The following is a 22,690-nucleotide window of genomic DNA, read 5'->3' as shown; positions in this document are numbered from 1 at the left end:
AAAAGCCTGTTTCTGGAGTGCGAGCCTGACAGGCGAAAGATTGAATATTGGAATGCATAAAACAAATAGTTATTGCCTGCACAATTTCAATCAGTGTTAAGCGACGGCAGGTTCGCCAGTGCCACTTGAGAGGCCGGTGGCGGTCGACATTGCGAATCGCTGCCCGGTTGCAGATACGGCATCAGGATCGGCGCCATGCCTTTGAGCACCTGCACCGGCAGGGCGGAAGTGAACTTGAAGTTCTCCGCCGAGCGCCCCGGCACGAACGCGGTGAGCGTGCCGAAATGGTGATCGCCGATGTAGAACACGAAGGTCGCCGTGCGGTTGATCGACTTCGAGCTGAGAATCCGTCCGCCGGAGCCGATTGCCTCGATCCGGTTGTCGCCGGTGCCGGTCTTGCCGCCCATGGTCAGCGGTGTTCCATCGTTCAGTTTGAAACTGCCGGAAACACGTTTGGCCGTTCCGGAGTCCACTACTTGCGACAACGCTTCGCGCATCGCCGTGGCGACTTCCGACGGCATCACCCGTTTGCCGACGTGCGGGTCATTGACCAGTTTCGTTTCGTAAGGCGTGCCGGCGGCGAAGTGCAGGCTGTCGATGCGCAGGGTCGGCATGCGTACACCGTCGTTGAGGATGGTGCCGATCAACTCCGCCAACGCAGCGGGTCGGTCACCGGAGCTGCCAATGGCGGTGGCCAGCGACGGCACCAGGTGATCGAACGGATAGCCGACTTTCTGCCAGCGCTGATGGATCTCGAGGAACGCCTCGATCTCCAGCATCGTGCGGATCCGGCTGTCGCGGGCGCCCTTGTGCTTGCTCTTGAACAGCCAGCTGTAGACTTCCTGACGCTCGAACTGGCTGGCCTTGACGATGTCCTTGAACGTCGCGTCGGGGTGGTTGAGCAGGTAGCCGATCATCCACAGGTCCAGCGGGTGAACCTTGGCGATGAAGCCCTGATCCGGCAGGTCGTAGGTGCCGGGGCCGTAGGCCAGATAGAGCCGTTCCAGACGTTCGTCAGTGAGTTTTTCGGTGATCTTTACGCCCTTGAGGTGCGAGCGCACAAAGGTGTTGAAGTCTTCCTGACTGGCGTTGGGCAGCAGGTAACGGTGCACGGCGGCCATGCGGATCGGGGTCGGGCGCATGCTGTCGAGGAAGGTATCGAGCCGGGCCTGGGTGTCCTTGTTCCGGTACTTCTTCCAGAACTTGAGCAGGAACGAAGTACCTTCGCGGTCGGCGAACGAGGCGAGGTATTCCTGACGGCGCGGGTCGCGGTCGTCCTTGAGCAGTTCGGCGCTGTTGTTGGGGCCGGAGTAGGTGGTGTAGCGCACCAGATCGCGCATCAGGCGAATGAACGGCAGGTTGATCGACTCACGCAGGGCATCGCGCAGGGTCGGCATGCGGCCGTTGTCTTCCTTGCGAAAGTTATGGAACACATGCAAGCCGCCACCGGTGAAAAACGCCTCGCCGGGGCTGGCCGAATATTTGCGGTCGAGGGCGGCGCCGAGCATTTTCGACAGGTCGTGATCCTTGTTCTGGATCAGGTAATCGATCACCCACTGGCTCAGACGATCCTGATCCGGCACGTCGACTTTCTTCAATTCCGGCACGGTCATGGCGCCGTACTTGTCATGCAGCTCCGCGATGATTTGCAGGTAGGTGGTCAGCACTCGCATCTTGGCCGTGGAGCCCAGTTCCAGTTTGCTGCCTTCGTTGATGTCGAACGGCTGGTCGGTGCTGTCGGTCTGCACCCGCACGCGCGAACCGTCCGGGGTCAGCTCGAACAGGGTGAAGCTGTAACGCACTTGTGTGGTGCTGGTGGGCGTCAGCAGGCGCTCGCCCATCAGGCCGACTTCGGTCGCATAGGCCGGGTCGGCCAGTCTTTTCAGGTAGGCGGTGGCCTGGGTTTGCAGCTCGCCCTGCAAAGTGCTGGTGGCAGACAGGTCGAGACGGTCGAGGTCGTACAGCGGACGATTGAGCATCGAGGCCAACCGGCTGCGGGCGACGCTGATGCCCTTGTTGGTTTCGATGGGTTGAATCGTCGGCTGGGTCTGCCAGTCGCGATAGCTGATGGTGCTGGCCAGCGCTGCATCGGCGAGAGCAGCGTCGATCACGCCGTTCTGTTTGAGCAGGCGCAAGTGGCTGTTGGTCAGTTCGACCAGCTCTTCGCGGCCCTTGGTCAGGTAATGCGAAGGACGGCGCTGGGCGATCATCAGCGACAGCATTTCGCGCAGGGCCAGGCCCTTGTCCGCCATAGTCTTCGGATCGGTTTCGGTACTCGCGAGCTTGCGGTTGGCCTCGTTGAAATCGGCGCCATACCAGACCCGCAGACCTTCGGCCATGCCGTGTACTTCGCCATGCCCCGGCACCGCCGACAGCGGCACGCTGTTGAGGTAATCACGAATGATGTTCTGCCGCGCCGGCAAGGTGTCCGGACCGCCCTGATAGGCGCGCACGCTGGCGGAAATCATCTGGCGGATCTTCTCCGCGCCGGACACCGTCAGCCCGTCGGGCGAGTGGCGGTATTTCTCGAGTTGTGTGGCCAGGGTACTGCCACCGGCCGACTGCCCCGGCAAGTGCAGCAACTTGGCGACCTGCGACCACGCGGCCATGCCGAAGCGCGGCCAGTCCACCGCCGGGTTGGCCATGGGTTGCTTGGGGTCGAGCAGAAAGCGGTTTTCGATGAACAACAGGCTGTTGACCACCACCGGCGGAATCGAATCGAAACTCGAATATAGCTGCTGCGGATAGTTGTACTGATACAGGGGCGCGGCGCGGCAATCGGTGATCGACAGCCCGGCCTGGATCTTCTCGGAATAGGGCACGAACAGGCCCTTGTCGGTGTAGCTGAGCAGGGCCGGGGAGAAACGCGTCTGCTCGGTGATCACGTAGTTGCGCTTGATCAGTCGTGGCAGAAACTCGTCGAGCGAGCTGTAACCCAGGCGCAGGTCGAATGGCCCGTTGCCCGGATAGCGGATGGCTTCGCTGGGCCCCGGTTGCAATTCGTACTTGAGCTTGGCGGCGTATTGGCTGACCTCGCGGGACTGAAAACGCGAGGTGCGCATTTCCTTCATCGCAGCCAGGCCCACGACAATCGCAATGATCACCAACAGTAGCCAGAAAGCCTTCCACCCATGCCGGTTACGACGGGGTTTTTCAGGTACAGGCGCTTCATCCACACGTTCAGTCGGAACCACTTTTTCACTCGAATCGGTTTGCCACAAAGCGCCCATAGTCGATTGATCCATTCACGCAGATTGATCGGACTTGACTGAAGCTTAGTCGGTGGTTGGCGCGGGTGAAAAAATTGTGAAGAAGTGACCCTGAACAAATCTGCAAATCCGGCTGCAACCCTCCGGCAAGTGGTCGAAAGCCTGAAAAGGCCGGAACAGAGAGGTCTTGAGGCAGTTGCGACTTTGGTCGCGGCATGACGCTGCACCATTGCTGTGCAATACTCGGCGCCCATTTGCGCGGTGAATAATCCTCGAAATGCAGGATGGTTTGTCTCGTAAACCTCGTATTTGACGAGTTTTACGTCTGAATCAGATGCCTTATAGAGTGAAAAAACCTGCCGCAAGCTTTTTATACTGCACGCCCCGCTGATCCCGCAGGTTGCTTCTGCGGGACGGTCCTGCCCACGAAGCAGGGCCGGTTTTTCCCAGGCGCAGGCTTATCGGCCGACGCTTGAACACTCGGTGGTCACATCCAATAACAAGACGAGGAAGTCCCCCATGCCAGTCGGCAATCACCCGCCCCATGGCGAAACCGCTCAAGGCGGCCCGCTCAAACGCGAACTCGGTGAACGGCATATTCGCCTGATGGCGCTCGGCGCCTGCATCGGTGTCGGTCTGTTTCTCGGTTCGGCCAAGGCCATCGAAATGGCCGGCCCGGCGATCATGCTGTCTTACATCATCGGCGGTCTGGCGATCCTGGTGATCATGCGCGCCCTCGGCGAAATGGCCGTACACAACCCGGTCGCCGGCTCCTTCAGCCGTTACGCACAGGATTACCTCGGCCCGCTGGCGGGCTTTCTCACCGGCTGGAACTACTGGTTCCTGTGGCTGGTGACCTGCGTCGCCGAAATCACGGCGGTGGCGGTGTACATGGGCATCTGGTTCCCCGATGTTCCGCGCTGGATCTGGGCGCTGGCGGCGCTGGTCAGCATGGGCTCGATCAACCTGATCGCGGTCAAGGCCTTCGGTGAATTCGAGTTCTGGTTCGCCCTGATCAAGATCGTCACCATCATCGCCATGGTGCTCGGCGGCATCGGCATCATCGCTTTCGGTTTCGGCAACGACGGCGTGGCGCTGGGGATTTCCAACCTGTGGGCCCACGGCGGCTTCATGCCCAACGGCGTGACGGGCGTGTTGATGTCCCTGCAAATGGTGATGTTCGCCTACCTCGGCGTGGAGATGATCGGCCTGACCGCCGGCGAAGCGAAGAACCCGCAGAAGACCATCCCCAATGCGATCGGCTCGGTGTTCTGGCGGATCCTGCTGTTTTACGTCGGCGCACTGTTCGTGATCCTTTCGATCTACCCGTGGAATGAAATCGGCACTCAGGGCAGTCCGTTCGTGATGACCTTCGAGCGTCTGGGCATCAAGACTGCCGCCGGCATCATCAACTTCGTGGTGATCACCGCCGCGCTGTCGTCGTGCAACGGCGGCATCTTCAGCACCGGACGCATGCTCTACAGCCTGGCGCAGAACGGCCAGGCGCCGGCCGGTTTCGCTCGCACTTCGAGCAATGGCGTACCGCGTCGCGCGCTGCTGCTGTCGATCTTCGCGCTGCTTCTGGGCGTGCTGCTCAACTATCTGGTACCGGAAAAAGTCTTCGTCTGGGTAACTTCGATTGCTACCTTCGGCGCGATCTGGACCTGGGTGATGATCCTGCTGGCCCAGCTGAAATTCCGCAAAGGCCTGAGCGCCAGCGAACGTGCGGGCCTCAAGTACAAGATGTGGCTGTTCCCGGTCAGCTCGTATCTGGCGCTGGCGTTCCTGGTGCTGGTGGTCGGCTTGATGGCGTACTTCCCGGACACCCGCGTGGCGCTGTATGTGGGCCCGGCGTTCCTCGTGCTGCTGACCGTGTTGTTCTACGTGTTCAAGCTGCAACCGAGCGATGCGTCCCAGGGCGCGGTGCGTTCGGCTTCGTAATTCGTTGTCGCTGAAACATGAAAGCCCCGGTCGAAAGTCCGGGGCTTTTTCTTGGGGGCGAGGTTGATGCCGCTGGTCTGAAATCAGCGCAAAAAGCGACTTCTGATTCAGAGTCATGTTCGAAGGTTTATCTACGTTGTTTCCAGCGCAGCCGTGAACAGAGGCGCAGGTATGAGGATCAGCGATTTTCTCGTACGAGAACTCGGCCGCCGCCAGGTCGTGCTGTTTTTCCTGTTCGCCACGCTGCTGTACATCCTGCCGCTGATCCTCGCCGACTTCCCCTACATCGACGACAACTGGCGCACCCTCGCTGCCGGCAATGCCTGGGCGGGGCAGGGGCGGTTGTTCATGGACTGGCTGTATCAGGCGCTGACCTTCACTGGCGCTGCGCCGAATATTTTCCCATTGCCGCTGTTGCTCGCCACGGTCGCCATGTCGTTCGCTCTGACCCGGCTGACTTTCCACTATTTCCCCGAACCGACCCTGGCCTGTTGTCTGGTGCCGTTGCCGCTCTGGTACAACCCGTTCCTGTTGCAGAACCTGTCCTATCAATACGACGGGGCCGGCATGGCCCTGAGTCTGGTGGCGGTGATTTACGCGATCACGTTTTGCGGCGCTTCACGCATTCAGCGATGGCTGGTGCCGTCGGTGTTGCTGGCGCTGGCGATCGGGCTGTATCAGATCAGCCTGAATGTGTTTCTTGGCTTGTGCTGCGTGGAATTGCTGCGCAATGTTCATCGGCGATTGCCGTGGGATGAGCTCTGGTGCCGGTCAGGCTGGCGGCTGGCGCAACTGGTGTTGGCGGTGCTGATTTACAGCGTCACAGCCTATCCGTTCACGGACTCCACACGCACGCAATTGCTGAACGCGAGCGCTGATCCGCTGCTGCAGATCGGCATCAATATCGGTCGGGTGATGGAGAAGGTTGCGCTGCTGTTTCACGGCGGCTACACGGTGGTTTTTGTTGTGTTGGTGCTGTGCGCCGTGTTCGGCGGCGTGCAATTGGGGCGGCGGATTGGCGAGCGCAACATGTCGCGCACCAAGGATTTGCTCCTGAGTTTCGGCTGCCTGCTGGCACTGCCGCTGATTGTGCTGCTGGTGCCGGGCATGACGCTGTTGTTTCGCGACTTCAACGAAGGCGCGCGCACCCTGATGGGGTTCGGCGTGCTGCTGATGTTGCTGTTCTATCTGGCCTGGCTGGGGTTGATGCCGCTGCATCAACGGTTGCCTCTGGTGTTGGCGATTCCGCTTCTGGCCACGCTGTCGCTGTCCTTTGCCTATGGCCGGGTGCTGACGATGGAGAAAACCTTCGCCAGCAGTGCGCTCTACAGCCTCAGCCATGACATCGCGTCCCATCGAGAACTGCGCGAAGCCAGGCGGATTTATATCTCGGTGACGTACTCCGACCGTTGGCTGGCGGGGGCGGTGGGTACGTTCAAGCAGTTACCGGTGCTGCAATACCTGCTGAACATCGACTACTTCATGCTCGCCGAAAACCTGCCCTCGGCCGGCATCACCAACGTGCTCGCAGAACGTGAGCGACGCAACGCAACCCATGTCGGTCTGATGGGCTATCCACCCTTGGTGGACAGCCTCTATTACCGCCTCTACCTGATCGGTGATTACGGATTCATCGTCATGAAAGAACCGCCCCACGGCCGGTTATTGCAATGGTAACCGTTGGTCGAAAACCATCGCCGACCTGTAACTTCTGACAGTAGACCCCGCCCGAGTCTTTCCCTAGCGTGAAAGCCCCGACCGTTGCCGCGACAGCAAGGATTGACGATGAGGATCTTCTGGAAAGGATTTCCCGCACAAACGGCTATCGGTCTTGCCGCAACGCTGGTCCACTGGCAGGTTTTTTTCGTACTGACCAGCGCGGCTCAGCTCGACCAGGCGGCCAGCAACTTTGCTGCGTTTTGCATCGCTGCATCCTTCGCGTTCTACATGAACGCGCTGTACACGTTCGAGACCGGAACGTCGGTGCCGGCATACCTGATGTTTATCGGCGTGATGGGAGTGCTGAGCTACGGCACAGGACTGATCGCCGATGCACGGAGTCTGCCGGGACTGGTGACGGTGTCGGTGTTTTCGCTGCTGGATCTGTTGCTGGGGTACGGCTTTTTCCGGTTTGTGTTGTTTCGTGGGCAATAGGTTCTAACTCTTGCCAGATTAGACAAGCGTTCTCTTACAGGTGAAGTGAAAATGTACAACTTGTTGAAGGGTGTTATTGTCAGGCGAGCTGAAAGTAATTCAAAGTTTGTGCTTTACATGTTTATGGTTCTTCTTGTGGTGATCGTTTCGGTGATTGTCCGTGTCTATGATATCGACAAGCCTGCTATATGGTCGGACGAAGCGTTCACGCTTGTGCTAAGTGCGCTTTCTCCGAGAGAAATAATTTTTCATACTGTTCGAGATGTACATCCGCCTTTTTACTATCTGGTTTTACATGTGTGGATGGAGGCTTTTGGAAATGGAGTTTTTGCAGCAAGAAGTCTTAGTGCGTTGGCAGGAGTTGTCTCGGTCCTGCTCGGTATTTGGCTGGCGAGTCTGATCGGTTCACGACGTGCGGCCTTGTTGGGAGGATTGTTGCTGGCCTTGTTGCCGATGGGAGTGCGGTATAGTCAGGAAGTTAGAATGTATGCATTTTTTGGAATGCTGATGGTTGGCGCTGCCATAGCTTTTCTTTACTGGAGCCGCAATGTAAATAACATCAAAGCGCTGGCGGTATTCTCGGTTTTAATGCTGTTTGGCTTTTATACTCATTATTTTGCAGGTGTTTGTCTGGTCTCGTTCTGGGTCTATCTGCTGTTTCGATATCTTGGCGGCGAAGATAACTGTCTGCGCTCTCCATCGTGGTGGGTCGCTAATTTTTCAGTGGCGCTGTTGTATATTCCATGGCTTCCAAATTTACTTAATCAAATGGAATATTCTGGCTTTCAATGGATCGTGCGGCCGGACGTTTATACAGTTTTCAGCACTGTTTGGGAGTTTATTAGCTACAGTGATGGACGTCAGTTGTGGGCGTGGGTTTATTTTGGAGTTCCGCTTGCACTGTTCGTGTTGTCTTTGGGTTTAGGAGTGCGTGGGAAAATAAAATGGGAAGGTGGATTGTATTTGTTTGTTTATACTTGGCTTCCCTTGCTTGTCGTAGTGATGATTTCCCTTGTACGTCCATTGTTTGTTGATCGCTATTTTTTGTTCGCAGCATTGGGGCTGCCTTTGATCATGGGGGTGGTTATTGATGATTTATGGTCTAAGAGGAAAGTATATTGTTCTGTTCTGCTTGTCGCGATTTTGCTTTTTGAGCTGTCAGGGTTGTATGGCGTTTATCAGAAAGGTCATGCGGTTTATGAAGAAGTAAATAGATCTGATGTAATGATGGGCTATGTCAATTCTCATGCGCTCAAGGGCGATGATGTATTAGTGCTGAATATGCATTTGTATTTTCCAGTTTATTACTATAACCGGACAGAAATAGTTCCCAGGTTTTTTACTCCTCCTGCGCAAGACGGTAGCTCGACTCGTCCCGAAGGCTATCAAATATGGACCTTGATTCAGAATAATGCGGAGGAAATTTATACCGACAGTTTGAGTGATCTGGCACCAGTGTCGAGGCGAGCCTGGCTTTTGACCGATCAAGGATCCGAGCCTCATTTTCCTGATTGCTGGCGCTTGCTGGACGTTTTCAAGGCGGGAGATTCATTTGCCCGCCTGTATGAAATCCATGCTGATCAACAAGTAGTCGGGGCGCCGTTTCATCCTGGAAAATGACACCCCGAATCCTAGGCAGCCATCCCATCCTGCGGCTCAAAACTGTCCGCCCTAGCCATCTGCCACATCCGCGAATAGAACTCGCCGTTCACCTCTCCGGTGAGCAGTTCTCCCGGTTTCAGGAACACATGCAGCTGCGAGAACAGTTTGATTTCAGTCGCCGACATGCGCCGCACCAAATGCTTGGCCGACAGTTGCGACGGGTGATCGAGGCCGGCGGCGGCGAGCATTTCCGCCAGCGCCTTGAGCGTATTGCGGTGGAAGTTGTAGACGCGCTGGGCCTTGTCCGGCACCACCAGTGCGCGTTGGCGCAGGGTGTCCTGGGTGGCGACGCCGGTCGGGCATTTGTTGGTGTGGCAGCTTTGCGACTGGATGCAGCCGATGGCAAACATGAAGCCGCGCGCCGAGTTGGCCCAGTCGGCGCCGATGGCCAGCACGCTGGCGATGTCGAAGGCGCTGACGATCTTGCCGCTGGCGCCGAGCTTGATCTTGTCGCGTAGATTCAGACCGACCAGCGTGTTGTGCACAAACAGCAGGCCTTCGCGCATCGGCACGCCGATGTGGTCGGTAAACTCCACCGGTGCGGCGCCGGTCCCGCCTTCCTTGCCGTCGACCACGATGAAGTCCGGCAGGATGCCGGTTTCCAGCATGGCCTTGGCAATGCCCATGAACTCCCATGGATGACCGAGACAGAATTTGAAGCCCACCGGTTTGCCGCCGGACAGTTCACGCAGTTGCTGGATGAAATGCATCATCTCGATCGGCGTGGAGAACGCGCTGTGGCGCGACGGCGAGATGCAGTCTTCGCCCATCAGGATGCCGCGGGTATCGGCGATTTCCTGGGTCACCTTGTGCTTGGGCAGAATCCCGCCGTGGCCCGGTTTGGCGCCCTGGCTCATCTTGATTTCGATCATCCGCACTTGCGGGGTCTGCGCCTGGGCGGCGAAGCGTTCCGGGTCGAAGCGGCCGTCGCTGGTGCGGCAGCCGAAATAGCCGCTGCCCAGTTCCCAGGTCAGGTCGCCGCCGTGTTCGCGGTGATAGGGGCTGATGCTGCCTTCGCCGGTGTCGTGGGCGAAGTTACCGAGTTTGGCGCCCTGGTTCAGCGCGCGGATCGCGTTGGCGCTGAGGGAGCCAAAACTCATGGCCGAGATGTTGAACACCGACGCCGAATACGGCTGGGTGCACTGCGGGCCGCCGACGGTGACGCGAAAGCTGCTCGGGTCGCTCAGCGGCGCCGGGCGCATCGAGTGGCCGATGAATTCGAAGCCGGATTGATAGACGTCGATCAGGGTGCCGAACGGCTTGTCGGCGGTTTCATTCTTCGCTCGCGAATACACCAGCGAACGCTGGGCGCGGGAGAAGGGCAGGGCATCGCTGTCGGATTCCAGCAGGTACTGGCGGATTTCCGGGCGGATGCCTTCGACCAGATAACGGATGTTGCCCAGGATCGGGTAGTTGCGGCGCACCGCGTGCGGGCTCTGCATCAGATCGAACAGACCGATCAGGCTCAATACACCGGTGACGGCGGTGATCGGCCACAGCCAGTCATGTTCGAGAAAGGGCAGGCTGGCGAGGGTGAAAATCACGCAGACGGCAAAGAAGGCGTAGCGGCTCAGGAGTGACAGGCTCATACGGTTTCCTTGGTTCGGACGGTTTTTTTGCAGCAGTCAGGCGTTCTGCGCCTGCAGAAAGATCGAAAACAGCTCCGACTGGGATTTGATCCCAAGCTTGCTGTACATGTGTTTCTTATGGACTTTCACGGTTTCAACAGAGATTTCCAGCTTACGGGCGATTTCTTTACTGGAGCAACCGCTGAGCATCAGGCGCCCGACGTCCAGCTCCCGGGCGGTCAGTTGCGCGCCCTTGAGTTGCTGCACCGACGCTTCGAGCTGCACCCGCCAGTCCGGTTGCGCAGGCGCCGGGGCCAGGGCCACGGTTTCGTTGATTTCATAGGGCAGGCGCTGACGCAACAGGCCGAGCACCCACGGCTGGATCAGCGACAGCAGGGCAATCTGCTCGCCGGTGAAGCGCTGCTGGCTGCCCAGCGACAGGCACAACGTGCGGTCGCCTTCGAGCTGGCAATTGAACTGGATTTCGTCGGCCACCACATTCAGACGAAAGTATCGCTGGTAATACTCGGTCAGTTCGAAGTGCTCCGGCGCGACCTCCGACAGGCGATACAAACCGGTGCGCGACTGCTCGCGGCAGGCGATGTAGAACGGGTCGAGCAGGTACAGACCGCGCAGATAATCCTGGAACAGCTGGTCGGGAGCGCCGTCCGCGCCGGGGCATTCGGCAAACACCTGCGGGTGTCGGTCGGCACTGAACAGCAGCGCCACCCAGCTATCGAACGGCACGTACTGGTCGAGCAGACGCACCAGTTGAGCCCAGAAATTCGGCTTGTCGAGGGCGTCGATCAACTGCCCGACGGCGCGGTGCCAGGTGATGTCGTCAAACGAAAGAGTCATGCCTCTACCCCTATCGGGTTACCCCGGCCGCGTAATTCCCTGGCCGGTCGAATGCGAAGCATACTGGCCCACAGACAGCCACCGGGCAATCTTTCGGCGCCCGGCGCTCATAACAAGGACTCTCCATGAAAGTCGAACTCGCCCAACTGGCGGGCCGTGACAAAGACACGGCGTACAACCTCGAACGCGCCCTCTCGGCAATTGCGGCTTGCGCCGCCGATACGCAATTGATCGTGTTCCCCGAGACCCACCTGATGGGCTTCCCGACCGCCGACACCGTGGCGCAGGTTGCCGAAGCGGTAGACGGCCCGACCGTCAGCGCCGTGCAGGCCGCCGTCCGTGAACGCAACCTCGCCGTGGTGATCGGCATGGCCGAGAACGACAACGGCCGCTTCTACAACACCACGCTGCTGATCACCCCCGAAGGCATCGCCCTGAAATACCGCAAGACCCACCTTTGGGCGTCGGATCGCGGCGTATTCGAGGCCGGTGATCGTTACGCCACGTGTTTGTGGAACGGTGTGCGGGTCGGCCTGCTGATCTGCTACGACATCGAGTTCCCGGAATCGGCCCGCGCCTTGGCGCAACTGGGGGCGGAGTTGTTGATCGTTACCAACGGCAACATGGACCCGTACGGCCCGACCCACCGCACCGCGATCATGGCCCGGGCTCAGGAAAACCAGGCGTTTGCGCTGATGGTCAACCGTGTGGAAGCCGGGGATGACGGGTTGATGTTTGCCGGCGGCAGTGCGCTGGTGGATCCGCTGGGTACGGTGCTGTTCGAGGCTGGGCGTGAGGAAGGGCGGTTCAGTGTGGAGCTGGATTTTGGTCAGCTGGAACTGGCGCGCAAGGATTATCGGTATCTGGATGATCAGCGGTTGAGGTTGCCGGGGGAGGTGGTGGAGCGGGATGGTGGTGTTCGGGAGCTTTTGATTCCTGCCCGTTGATCCGCTGCCCTCACCCTAACCCTCTCCCAGGGGGAGAGGGGACTGACCGAGTCGCTCATTCGAGGTAGATCGACCTGAAAGACCGCGTCGAACTCAGGTTTTGAAAAGCCCTCGATCGGCTCCCTTTCCCCCTCGCCCCCTTGGGGGCGGTCCGACGTTTCGGGAGGGCTGGGGTGAGGGGGATCGATCTCAAGTCATACAAACATTCAGATAACCCCAAAAACAACAACGCAACACCCTAAACACTCGCCGAACTCGGCCTCTGCCATAAATCCAATAAAATCCGGAGTAAGTCGCCCATGGCTCGTTTGCAACGCACCCTTTCGCTAGGGTCGGTGGTGCTGTTCGGCATCGCCTACATGACGCCGATCATTGTCCTCGGCACGTTCGGCATCCTCGCCCAGTCCACCGCCGGCATGGTGCCCGCCGCGTATCTGGCGGCATTGGTGGCGATGTTTTTCACCGCCATGAGTTATGGCCGCATGGCCGCCGCATTCCCGGTGGCCGGCTCGGCCTACAGCTACGTGCGCAAGGCCATCAGCCCGAAACTCGGTTTCATCGCCGGTTGGGCGGTGCTGCTCGATTATCTGTTTCTGCCGATGGCGATCTGGCTGATCGGCGCCGCGTACCTCGCTTCGGCGTTCCCGTCGATCCCGCAGTGGATCTGGGTGTTGGCGTTCATCGGCATCACCAGCGCGATCAACATCATCGGCCTGAAACTGGCCAACGGTATCAACGCCTTGCTGATGCTGGTGCAGTTTCTGGTGCTGATCGCCTTCGTCGCACTGTGCGTGCATTACGTCGGCGGCGATGCCAGCACGCCGCTGTGGTCGATCAAACCGTTCTTCAACGGTGACATGCAGATGCCGCTGATCATGAGCGGCGCGGCCATCGCCTGCTACTCGTTCCTCGGTTTCGATGCAGTCAGCACCCTCACCGAGGAAACCCGCGATCCCCGTCGCACCATCCCTCGGGCAATCATGCTGATCACCCTGATCGGCGGGATGATTTTCGTCGGTGTCTCGTACTTCGTGCAGATCGCCCATCCGTCGTTCCAGTTCGACAGCGTCGACTCGGCGGCCTACGAAATTGCGCGCAACATCGGCGGTGATCTGTTCGTGTCGATCTTCCTGATCGGCCTGATCGTCGGCCAGTTCGCCTCGGGTTTGTCGGCGCAGGCCAGCGGTTCGCGTTTGTTGTTCGCGATGGGCCGTGACGGCGTGTTGCCCAAGTCGTTCTTCGGCACTTTGCACGAGCGCTTCGGTACGCCGGTCAACAGCATCCTGCTGTGTGCGGTGGTGGCTTTGCTGGCGCTGAAACTCGACGTGACCACCTCGACCTCATTCATCAACTTTGGCGCGTTCCTGGCGTTCAGCCTGGTCAATCTGTCGGTGATTTTTCACTACTGGATCGGGGGAGAGAAAAAGGGTCTGCGCGAGCTGATCCTGTTCCTGATCTTCCCGTTCATTGGCCTGGCGGCGGACTTGTGGCTGATGGTCAGCCTCGATCACCTGGCGGTGTATCTGGGCCTGAGCTGGTTGGCGATTGGCGTGGTGTACCTGGCGGTGCTCACTGGAGGCTTCCGTCGCCAGCCACCGGAGATGGATTTCCAGGAAGCGACCTGAGGTTCCGCCCGAGTCTTTGCTCATGAACGGCAAGCGTGTGATCCTTGCCGTTTTTGAGTCATAGGCTTTCCGTTCATGTCGACCGCAAATAATTCCACCATTCGCATCGCCGCCGCGCTGTTGCTCAACCCCGACGGCCAGACCCTGCTGGTGCGCAAGCGCAACACCACGGCATTCATGCAGCCGGGCGGCAAGATCGAACCGCATGAACTGCCGGTGCATGCGCTGGCCCGCGAGCTGGAAGAAGAACTGGGGCTGGTGATCGATCCGGCGCAGGCGAGCTTTCTCGGCCAGTTCTCGGCACCCGCCGCCAACGAGCCGGGATTCGTCGTGCAGGCCGAGATCTTTCAGCTGACCATCGACACCGAAGTCTCCCCGGCTGCCGAGATCGAAGAGGTGATCTGGATCGACCCGGCCACCGACGGCGAAGTGATTCTCGCCCCATTGACACGTGACCTGATCCTGCCGTTTTATCGAGCCTCGCTGACCGCGATCGCCTGATCATTCGTGCAAAGGACTTCGTCATGATCCCGCTTCAAGACCTGCTGATTTTTGCCGCCGCCGCACTGCTGATGGTGCTGACGCCGGGGCCGAACATGATCTACCTGATTTCCCGCTCGATCTGTCAGGGACGCCGCGCCGGGGTGACCTCGCTGCTCGGCGTGGTGGCCGGGTTCTTCGTGCATATGTTTGCGGCGGCGGCCGGTCTGACGGCGGTGTTTCTTGCGGTGCCAATGGCCTATGAAATGTTGAAGTGGGCCGGCGCGCTGTACCTGCTGTGGCTGGCCTGGCAGGCGGTGAAACCCGGTGCCCGTTCGCCGTTCGAAGTGCAGGCATTGCCGGCAGACTCGTCGCGCAAGCTCATCACCATGGGCTTTCTCACCAGCGCCCTGAACCCGAAGATCGCGGTTTTCTACCTCTCGGTATTTCCTCAATTCATTTCGCCAGAGCACGGCTCGGTGTTCAGCCAGAGCATCATCCTCGGCCTGACCCAGATCAGCGTCAGTTTCAGCGTCAACCTGTTGATTGCCCTGTCGGCGGCGGGCATCGCGTCGTGGTTCGTCAACAACCCGACCTGGCTGGCGGCGCAGCGTTATTTCATGGGGTTTGTGCTGGGCGGTCTGGCGGTGCGGCTGATGCTCGAACAACGCAAGGCCGCCTGACATGTGGATCGAACGGCTGGACGCCAGTCATGCGCTGGCCTATCGCGAATTGATGCTGGAGGCTTACGACCGGCACCCGCAGGCCTTCACCTCCAGCGTGCGCGAGCGCGCGGTGATGCCCTTGAGCTGGTGGGAATCACGTCTGACCAGCAAGCTCGATGCGGTGTTCGGCGCGTTCGAAGACGGCCGGCTGGCGGGCATCGTCGGCCTGGCGTTCGAGCCTCGGGAAAAGGCCCGACACAAGGCAACGGTATTCGGCATGTATGTGTCGGCTGAATTTCGTCAGCGCGGTCTGGGGCTGAAATTGATGGAGGCGCTGCTGAGTGAAGCGCAGCAGCATCCTGAGTTGAAAGTCATTCAACTGACCGTCACCGCCGGCAATGACGCGGCGTTCCAGTTGTATCAGCGCTGCGGCTTCATCCAGTTCGGTCTTGAGCCGATGGCGGTGCGGGTCGGCGAGGACTACTTCGACAAAATCCACATGTGGTGCGCGCCGTTCGCGCCAACCGCCAGCCTCAACGAACCGCGCTGACCCCATCCAGGGTCGAGAACGACGTGTCCTTGGCCGTCAGCAGGAAGTCGCGCATGTACGGCGCGTCCAGCATGTCGGCACGGATCGCCGCGTACAACGTCGCGAACAGACCTTTCTCGCCCAGCCGCTTGCCCTTCACGTAACCGCGCGAGCTGTATTCATGCAGCGCCCAGTGCGGCATGCCGCACACGCCACGACCGCTGGCCACCAGTTGCATCATCATCACTGTCAGCTCTGACGTGCGCACCTGCGCCGGTTCGATGTCGGCGGGTTCGAGGAAGCGGGTGAAGATATCCAGTCGGTCGCGCTCCACCGGATAAGTGATCAGGGTTTCGGTCAGCAAGTCTTCGGGGACGATGTACGGTTTGCTCGCCAATGCGTGCTGGTTGGCGACCGCGAGCATGGCTTCGTAGGTGAACAGCGGCACATAGGTGATGCCGGCGATTTCCAGCGGGTCGGACGTCACCACAAGATCCAGATCGCCCCGGGCCAGCGCCGGCAGTGGGGCAAACGAGAAACCCGAAGCGAGGTCGAGTTCGACTTCCGGCCACGCGTCGCGGAACTGGTCGATGGTCGGCATCAGCCACTGGAAGCAGCTGTGGCATTCGATCGCCATGTGCAGACGCCCGGCGGTGCCCCCGGCCAGACGCCCGATATCGCGTTCTGCGGCGCGCAGCAGCGGCAAGGTCGCGTCGGCCAGTTGCAGCAAGCGCAGGCCGGCGCTGGTGAAGCGCACGGGTTTGGTCTTGCGCACGAACAGCGGCATGCCCATGCGCTCTTCCAGTTCCTTGAACTGGTGGGACAGCGCCGACTGGGTCAGGTGCAGGCGGTCGGCTGCATCGACCAGGCTGTCGGCTTCGCGCAGGGCATGCAGGGTTTTCAGATGACGGATCTCAAGCACCGCAGGCTCCATGAGGGAAATTTGTGATCAGCACGAAAAGGTTGAGTTTGTCTCATGTTGCCCTGGCTGTCGACAATGGCGCCATCTTTTACGCAATGGAGAACACTCGACATGGCCGTGGCACACACCCTGGGTTTCCCGCGCATCGGCGCCGACCGCGAACTGAAAAAAGCCCTCGAAGCCTACTGGAAAGGCGATCTCGATCAGGCCGCTCTGAATCAGGTCGGCCGCCAGCTGCGCGACAGACACTGGCAATTGCAGAAGGACGCCGGCATCGACCTGCTGCCGGTCGGCGACTTCGCCTGGTACGACCAGGTGCTGACCCACTCGCTGACCTTCGGTGTGATCCCCGAGCGCTTCGACGCTGTGCGTGACGAGCGCGGCCTGCCGACCCTCGACACGCTGTTCGCCATGGCCCGTGGCGCCACTGCATCCTGCTGCGGCGCTGAGCACGGCAAGACCCAATACGCCCAGGAGCTGACCAAGTGGTTCGACACCAACTACCACTACCTGGTCCCGGAATTTACTGCGGATCAACAGTTCAAGCTGAGCTGGGAACAGCTGTTCGATGAAGTCGAAGAAGCCAAGGCCCTAGGTCACAACGTCAAACCGGTGATTATCGGCCCGCTGACTTATCTATGGCTGGGCAAGGCGAAAGGCAACGACTTCGACAAACTCGATCTGCTCGAGCGCCTGCTGCCGGTCTACAACGAAATCCTCGGTCGCCTCGCCGCACAGGGCGTGGAGTGGGTGCAGATCGACGAGCCGATCCTCACCCTCGACCTGCCGCAAGCCTGGAAAAGCGCCTTCGAACGCGCCTATCACATCCTTCAGTACTCGCCGCTGAAGAAACTGGTGGCGACCTATTTCAGCGGCCTGCAAGACAACCTCGGCCTGGCCGTCGGCCTGCCGGTGCAAGGCCTGCACATCGACGCGGTGCGTGCACCGGATCAGCTTGGTCAGGTGCTGGATCGTCTGCCGACCTACAAGATTCTTTCGGTCGGCCTGGTCAACGGGCGCAACGTCTGGCGCTGCGAATTGGAGCAGGCGCTGGCACAGTTGCAACCGGCGCAGGAGCGCTTTGGCGATAACCTGTGGGTCAGCAGCTCCTGCTCGTTGCTGCACAGTCCGGTGGACGTCGAGCGTGAAGACAAGCTCGATCCGGAACTGAAAAGCTGGCTGGCATTCGCCGTGCAGAAGTGCAGCGAAATCTCGGTTTTGCGTGATGCGCTGAACGACCCGCAAGCGCCAAAAGTGCAAAGCGCACTGGCCGAAAGCCGCGCCATTCAAGAGAGCCGCGCCCGCTCGCCGCGTATTCACAAAGCCGAGGTGCAAGCGCGGATCGATGCGATCAACGCCAACGACAGCCAACGCCATTCTCCGTTCGCCAAACGCATCGCCGCACAACAGGCACGCTTGAAGTTGCCGGCGTTCCCGACCACCACCATCGGCTCGTTCCCGCAGACCGGTTCGATTCGTCTGGCCCGTCAGGCGTTCAAGCAGGGCAAGTTGTCGGCCAACGATTACCACGACGCCATGCGCAGCGAAATTCGCCACGCGGTACAGGTGCAGGAACGTCTGGGGCTGGACGTGCTGGTGCACGGTGAAGCCGAGCGCAACGACATGGTCGAGTACTTCGCCGAGCAGCTCGACGGCTATCTGTTCACCCGCTTCGGCTGGGTCCAGAGCTACGGTTCCCGCTGCGTCAAACCAGCGGTGATTTATGGTGATCTGTCCCGTCCTGACGCCATGACCGTGGACTGGATTACCTACGCGCAGAGCCTGACCGACAAGGTCATGAAAGGCATGCTGACTGGCCCTGTGACCATGCTGATGTGGTCGTTCCCCCGCGAAGACGTGTCGCGCAAAGTCCAGGCGCAACAACTGGCGCTGGCCCTGCGTGACGAAGTGGTGGATCTGGAAAACGCCGGGATCAGGATCGTACAGATCGACGAGGCCGCGTTCCGCGAAGGCCTGCCGCTGCGCCGTGAACAATGGCAGGAATACCTGGAATGGGCGGTGGAAGCGTTCCGTCTGACAGCCTCGGGCGTGAAGGATGAAACCCAGATTCACACCCACATGTGCTACAGCGAATTCAACGACGTGATCAAGGCCATCGCCGACATGGACGCCGACGTCATCACCATCGAAACCTCGCGCTCGGACATGGAATTGCTGGAAGCCTTCGAAGCGTTCGACTACCCGAATGACATCGGTCCAGGCGTCTACGACATCCACTCACCACGGGTGCCGGACACCGCCGAGATGGTCAAGTTGATGAGCAAAGCAGTCAAGCGCATTCCGGCGCAGCGCCTGTGGGTCAACCCCGATTGCGGCCTGAAGACCCGCGCGTGGCCTGAGACCGAAGCGGCGCTGGTCAACATGGTGGCGGCGGCGCGACAGTTGCGCAGTCAGTTGGCGTAAAACACTAAAAACAGGGAGCGGCACGCCGCTCCCTGTTTTTTACATCGCCGCATCGTTGGCCCCGAGCCGTAAGAAACCCAGTTACAGCGACAGTGGCTCGAAATTCATCGATGGTGCGTTATCGAGGTTGAACCTGAACAGACCGATTCCGAGCGCTACTGGAACTGAAGTGTGTACAGATTCAAATCTCCCGGGGAGTGCTCGAAACCGCCGCCGTTGCTCATGTTGAATGCCCAGGCAACGTTGTGCACATAGTCATTATTGGTTGACGTCCAGTAAATTCCGCCTGGCCATCCGATCTGACCCGGTACGTTTCCGCCAGAGACGTAGGTACTCCAGAATGCCTGGAATTGCCAGACCGTGAGACACGATGGCCGCCAGCCTTGTGCATATCCGTGCCAATTCACCGGACCGTAAAGCCCCACGTTCCTGACGCCCGTGACCGTCAGGTTGTATGACGCGCGTCTGCCGGTCTGATCCGTGACGCTGATAGTGGTCGTTCCGTTACCTGTCGCGGCGACTCTGCCGTAGGCATCGTGGATCCGGGCGACACTTGGGTTCGAGGAGGCGTAAGTCAGCGAACCCGAGCCGCCAGATGCTTGTCGCCAGTAAATGGCGCCGGGAGGCGGGTTGACGGGAGGTCTTGATCGCACAATGAGGTATTCACTCATCCGCAGACTCGCATCGCCACCGATTGATAGATCGCTGACAATGGTGACGATCCAGTCAGCGGATTGTTGCAGGCCGTCGGGGGTCTGGGCGGTCAGGGTATGCCGGCCAAGTGCGGCAGAAATTGTCGCTCTCCAGATGCCAGCCTTGTCTGCGGTTGCCTGGCCTATGCGGTTGCCGTTATCAAACAGATTGACAACCGAGCCAGCGGTAGCCGTTCCCAGCAACTCTGGTGTCTGGTCATCGCATGTGCCGCCATTGCGAATGGAGCCAGTGATCGGTGGCTGGTTGTCAATCAACTGGGTGATTGCAGGCTTGAGCAGCATTTCGGTCTTGATCGTGCGTTCGAACATTGGAAAAAACGTATCGGCGCCGCCTGTATCGCTGAAGTTGGCGATCGACAAGCCAAACACCTGGCTGCCGTCCTTGAACTTTTTCAGTTCCGCCCTGCTGATTGTCCCACTGAGGCCGGTCTTGACCTCGTTGGCACTGACAATTCCATCGAACAACATGATGACATGCTGATTGTCAGTCGAATCAATGCCGCTCAGTGCCACTCGCATTCTCGTGCCGATGGCGATAAACCGCCATGCAATCAATGACCAGTGCGCTTTATCTTTGAAGGCGTTGAGATCCAGAGTCTTTTTATCCACAGACTCGGCAATAGTCAGGTACGGGTATTTGAGCTCCGGCTTATCGATATTGATCACCGAATATTTTGCGGCGGAAGAGCTCTGATCATGGATACCCGTTTGTGTGACGACATACTGAAAAGTAAGGAATGCGCCCATGCTGGCAGGAAAGGCAGTTCGTGGAATATCAAACAGTATTGTCCCGCCAGCGTTACCGGGTTTGGGAGCAATGACCGGACTGCCGAATCCGGAGCGTCCTATACAATAAAGGGTCACCGTCTGGGTGGTGCTCATCCCGCTATAGGCGACCTCCACGGTAGCGATATTCTGAGTATTCTCTGGATTGACGATATTCCCCGGCGATGCCTGCAACAGTTTGGGCGCGGGCAAGACCAGCATCAGGCTGCCGATTCGCAAGTTCAGTTCGGGAGCGGTCAATGGTTGCGAGCGGAAACGTTCAATGAACCAGACGACTCGGATGACAGTGTGAAGAAGATCTTTGATCAGTTGTTGTTCCAGTCTGAATTCGACGTCTTTCCCGACATTTGCCGCTGTGATCGGCAACGAATCGACGTGTACCAATTCGTTCGTTTTATCCGGGTCGTTATCGTTTTTCCAGACTTCCATGCGTACGGTATCGCCAATCTGTGTATGAACACCGGACAGGCATTTGGCGGACGTACCGAAAGGAATTTGGTCAGGATCAAGCAGATCGTTCGTGGCTTTGGCAACTTCGAGCACTTTCAGCTGATGGGTTGCCGGAGCAATGCGCAGGTGCCGGCCTTTGGACTTTATGGGTTCGAGATGGCCGTCTCCGGTCACCTCGCATGACAGTTGGATATTGCCGTCGCCAAACGTACTCAAGTGCTTGGTTTCCCACACGAAGGGCACCATGAATCCGGAACCCGGAATTTCCATGGCCGTAGTCATGTATCTCTCGTAAGTCTGTAGGCGCGGCGTGCCCCCCGCGCTCGTGCTCAGGCAGGATAACGTCACCTTGTCACCCAGCTTCATTCCTCTCACGTCGGGCCCGAAATACACCAGCGTTTCCTCCAGCGTCGATGACAGCACTGCGCCTCGTGCTTCAACAGCCAAAGGTGCGGGCGCGAGATAAGAGTGCGCAAGCAAGCGGAACGCATAGGGATAGGACGGCGTACGGATGGTCGAGCCGGAGGTCGTTCTGATTCTTTCGTAACTCACGATCGCGGTGGTCGGCGCGATGCGGGATGGGTCGTCATAAGGCACCTGGACGGTGTTCAACCCTGCTCTATAGGGAATCGGGGGATATGTTTTGCTGAATCCGCTGGCAGGATCGAGCATCTTCAGCTCGACCTGATCACCCGCCACTACGTCCGCACGACGTGCAGTGATATCGACGTCCATGGGGTGATGATCCAGATCGTCGATTTTTAAAGTGTCTTCGAGGGAAAGCCTCACAGTAGGCGCTTCCAGATAGCTCGTGTCTGGATCAAGTACTCCTGCTCCGACCGCAGACGGCAGACTGGTGTTTTTCACCAGATCAGTGATGGCATAGCTCACCAGTAGTGGTTCGGCAGGGCCAATCGACTTGAGCATGGCTGATGGAACCGGGACCGTGACGTCTTTGCCAATGTGCGCGGCCGTGATTTCGAATGCGAAGTTTGTACCGTTGATATCCAGCTTGATCGTGTCCCCCGTAAACATGATTGGCCAGGCCGGAACAGTGAAATCGACGAATCCGCCGCCAAGCATCGACTGGTCTATCACGGCGGGAAAACCGGGAGCCGCAAGCGGCACACGATCGTCGGTATTGCCGGACGGGTCGCGACTGTCTGGAAATGTGGGCTTGAACAGGATCGCCAATCTCTCCGAGGACTGCGACGGGTTACCACTTATACGCTCAACAGTGCACCACCATTCATTGACTGTTGTTCGTTGCACGGCAAAGCGAGGAATGTTTCCGACGCTATCCTCGTTGTTGTGATCCTCCGGGACCACAAAGGTATCAATGCGAGTGCCTGGATCCAAAGGGTCGGGCGTTTCACCCGGTTTGAGATCCTTACCCCTGTATAAACGAATTGTGTCTTTGGTGTCCTGGAACTGATAAGCACCAAAGACTGCATGCCAGCCGTTTCCGGGAACGGCGGTTTGATCTGCGTTGACGCCGTATCTGGCTTGCTCATAGCTCAGCGGCGTCCAGCCTGGTATTTGCGGGGCAAATATTTTCAGGATCCCGTCTTCCGAGAACAGTGCAGCCGATCGCTGTTCGGCGAACAGGTCTACCGCGCTCTGCGGACTCTCAAGGTTGATTTTGTCCAGTTGGGCTTTGGTCAGCGTCAGCAGAGTGGTCATGGGCATGTTCCCGGTTGGCATCACTAGTGAGGGATGTCGTTTTCTGGAACCATTGGAGCTCCAATCCTTAAAGT

15 protein-coding genes are annotated in these 22,690 nt (G+C 58.9%); 10 read left to right on the top strand and 5 right to left on the bottom strand.

Translation table 11 applies throughout. From position 1 onward, the window contains the following. Positions 1 to 86: 86 nt before the first annotated feature. Positions 87 to 3,230 carry a transglycosylase domain-containing protein gene (locus tag QR290_RS23775; protein ID WP_289203741.1) on the bottom strand — a complete coding sequence of 1,048 codons (3,144 nt, stop codon included), beginning with the start codon at positions 3,228 to 3,230 and terminating at the stop codon, positions 87 to 89. A 498-nt stretch (positions 3,231 to 3,728) separates the two neighbouring features. Between QR290_RS23775 and QR290_RS23770 the strand changes: the two genes are divergently transcribed. From QR290_RS23770 to QR290_RS23755, 4 genes are all read left to right on the top strand, one after another. Beyond that, positions 3,729 to 5,150 carry an amino acid permease gene (locus QR290_RS23770; protein WP_115079077.1) on the top strand — a complete coding sequence of 474 codons (1,422 nt, stop codon included), beginning with the start codon at positions 3,729 to 3,731 and terminating at the stop codon, positions 5,148 to 5,150. A 171-nt stretch (positions 5,151 to 5,321) separates the two neighbouring features. Continuing rightward, the gene (locus QR290_RS23765; RefSeq protein WP_289203740.1) at positions 5,322 to 6,827 is read left to right on the top strand and encodes a glucosyltransferase domain-containing protein; all 1,506 of its coding nucleotides are present in this window, start codon (positions 5,322 to 5,324) and stop codon (positions 6,825 to 6,827) included. Between the two features lie 108 nt (positions 6,828 to 6,935). Beyond that, a complete protein-coding gene (locus tag QR290_RS23760) occupies positions 6,936 to 7,304 on the top strand; it encodes a GtrA family protein (RefSeq protein WP_289203739.1) in 369 nt (122 codons plus the stop codon). 51 nt (positions 7,305 to 7,355) lie between these two features. Further along, positions 7,356 to 8,924, top strand: coding sequence for a glycosyltransferase family 39 protein (locus tag QR290_RS23755; RefSeq protein ID WP_289203738.1), 1,569 nt, complete (start codon positions 7,356 to 7,358; stop codon positions 8,922 to 8,924). Positions 8,925 to 8,935: 11 nt separating this feature from the next. Here the strand turns inward: QR290_RS23755 and QR290_RS23750 are convergent, their stop codons facing one another. After that, positions 8,936 to 10,555 (bottom strand): FMN-binding glutamate synthase family protein, encoded by a 1,620-nt coding sequence (locus tag QR290_RS23750; protein ID WP_289203737.1) that lies wholly within the window; start codon positions 10,553 to 10,555, stop codon positions 8,936 to 8,938. Positions 10,556 to 10,591: 36 nt separating this feature from the next. Next, complete coding sequence (locus QR290_RS23745; protein ID WP_115079073.1) at positions 10,592 to 11,392, bottom strand: helix-turn-helix transcriptional regulator; 801 nt, start codon at positions 11,390 to 11,392, stop codon at positions 10,592 to 10,594. Between the two features lie 125 nt (positions 11,393 to 11,517). On the opposite strand from QR290_RS23745, the gene QR290_RS23740 reads away from it, so the two are divergent. From QR290_RS23740 to QR290_RS23720, 5 genes are all read left to right on the top strand, one after another. Then, positions 11,518 to 12,339, top strand: a complete 822-nt coding sequence (locus QR290_RS23740) for a carbon-nitrogen hydrolase family protein (protein WP_289203736.1) — start codon at positions 11,518 to 11,520, stop codon at positions 12,337 to 12,339. A gap of 299 nt (positions 12,340 to 12,638) precedes the next feature. Then, positions 12,639 to 13,964, top strand: coding sequence for an APC family permease (locus QR290_RS23735; protein ID WP_289203735.1), 1,326 nt, complete (start codon positions 12,639 to 12,641; stop codon positions 13,962 to 13,964). 75 nt (positions 13,965 to 14,039) lie between these two features. Next, the gene (locus QR290_RS23730) at positions 14,040 to 14,465 is read left to right on the top strand and encodes an NUDIX hydrolase (RefSeq protein WP_115079070.1); all 426 of its coding nucleotides are present in this window, start codon (positions 14,040 to 14,042) and stop codon (positions 14,463 to 14,465) included. 23 nt (positions 14,466 to 14,488) lie between these two features. Next, positions 14,489 to 15,127: a LysE family translocator gene (locus tag QR290_RS23725; RefSeq protein ID WP_115079069.1), complete on the top strand. Its 639-nt coding sequence runs from the start codon at positions 14,489 to 14,491 to the stop codon at positions 15,125 to 15,127. Position 15,128: 1 nt separating this feature from the next. Continuing rightward, positions 15,129 to 15,659, top strand: a complete 531-nt coding sequence (locus QR290_RS23720; protein ID WP_289203734.1) for a GNAT family N-acetyltransferase — start codon at positions 15,129 to 15,131, stop codon at positions 15,657 to 15,659. Here QR290_RS23720 and metR read toward each other — a convergent pair. Then, complete coding sequence (gene metR / locus QR290_RS23715) at positions 15,643 to 16,560, bottom strand: transcriptional regulator MetR (protein WP_007953158.1); 918 nt, start codon at positions 16,558 to 16,560, stop codon at positions 15,643 to 15,645. The genes QR290_RS23720 and metR overlap by 17 nt on opposite strands. 111 nt (positions 16,561 to 16,671) lie before the next feature. Here metR and metE point away from each other — a divergent pair, with 111 nt between their 5' ends. Next, positions 16,672 to 18,984, top strand: a complete 2,313-nt coding sequence (metE, locus tag QR290_RS23710) for a 5-methyltetrahydropteroyltriglutamate--homocysteine S-methyltransferase (RefSeq protein ID WP_115079067.1) — start codon at positions 16,672 to 16,674, stop codon at positions 18,982 to 18,984. A gap of 155 nt (positions 18,985 to 19,139) precedes the next feature. Here the strand turns inward: metE and QR290_RS23705 are convergent, their stop codons facing one another. Continuing rightward, complete coding sequence (locus QR290_RS23705; RefSeq protein ID WP_289203733.1) at positions 19,140 to 22,616, bottom strand: Ig-like domain-containing protein; 3,477 nt, start codon at positions 22,614 to 22,616, stop codon at positions 19,140 to 19,142. Between the last annotated feature and the right edge of the window lie 74 nt (positions 22,617 to 22,690).

The organism is Pseudomonas fluorescens (assembly GCF_030344995.1).
In the GTDB taxonomy this organism is placed as follows: Bacteria; Pseudomonadota; Gammaproteobacteria; order Pseudomonadales; family Pseudomonadaceae; genus Aquipseudomonas; species Aquipseudomonas fluorescens_BF.
The sequence above is the reverse complement of the archived record's forward strand: the minus strand, read 5'-3'. Positions and strand labels throughout refer to the sequence as shown.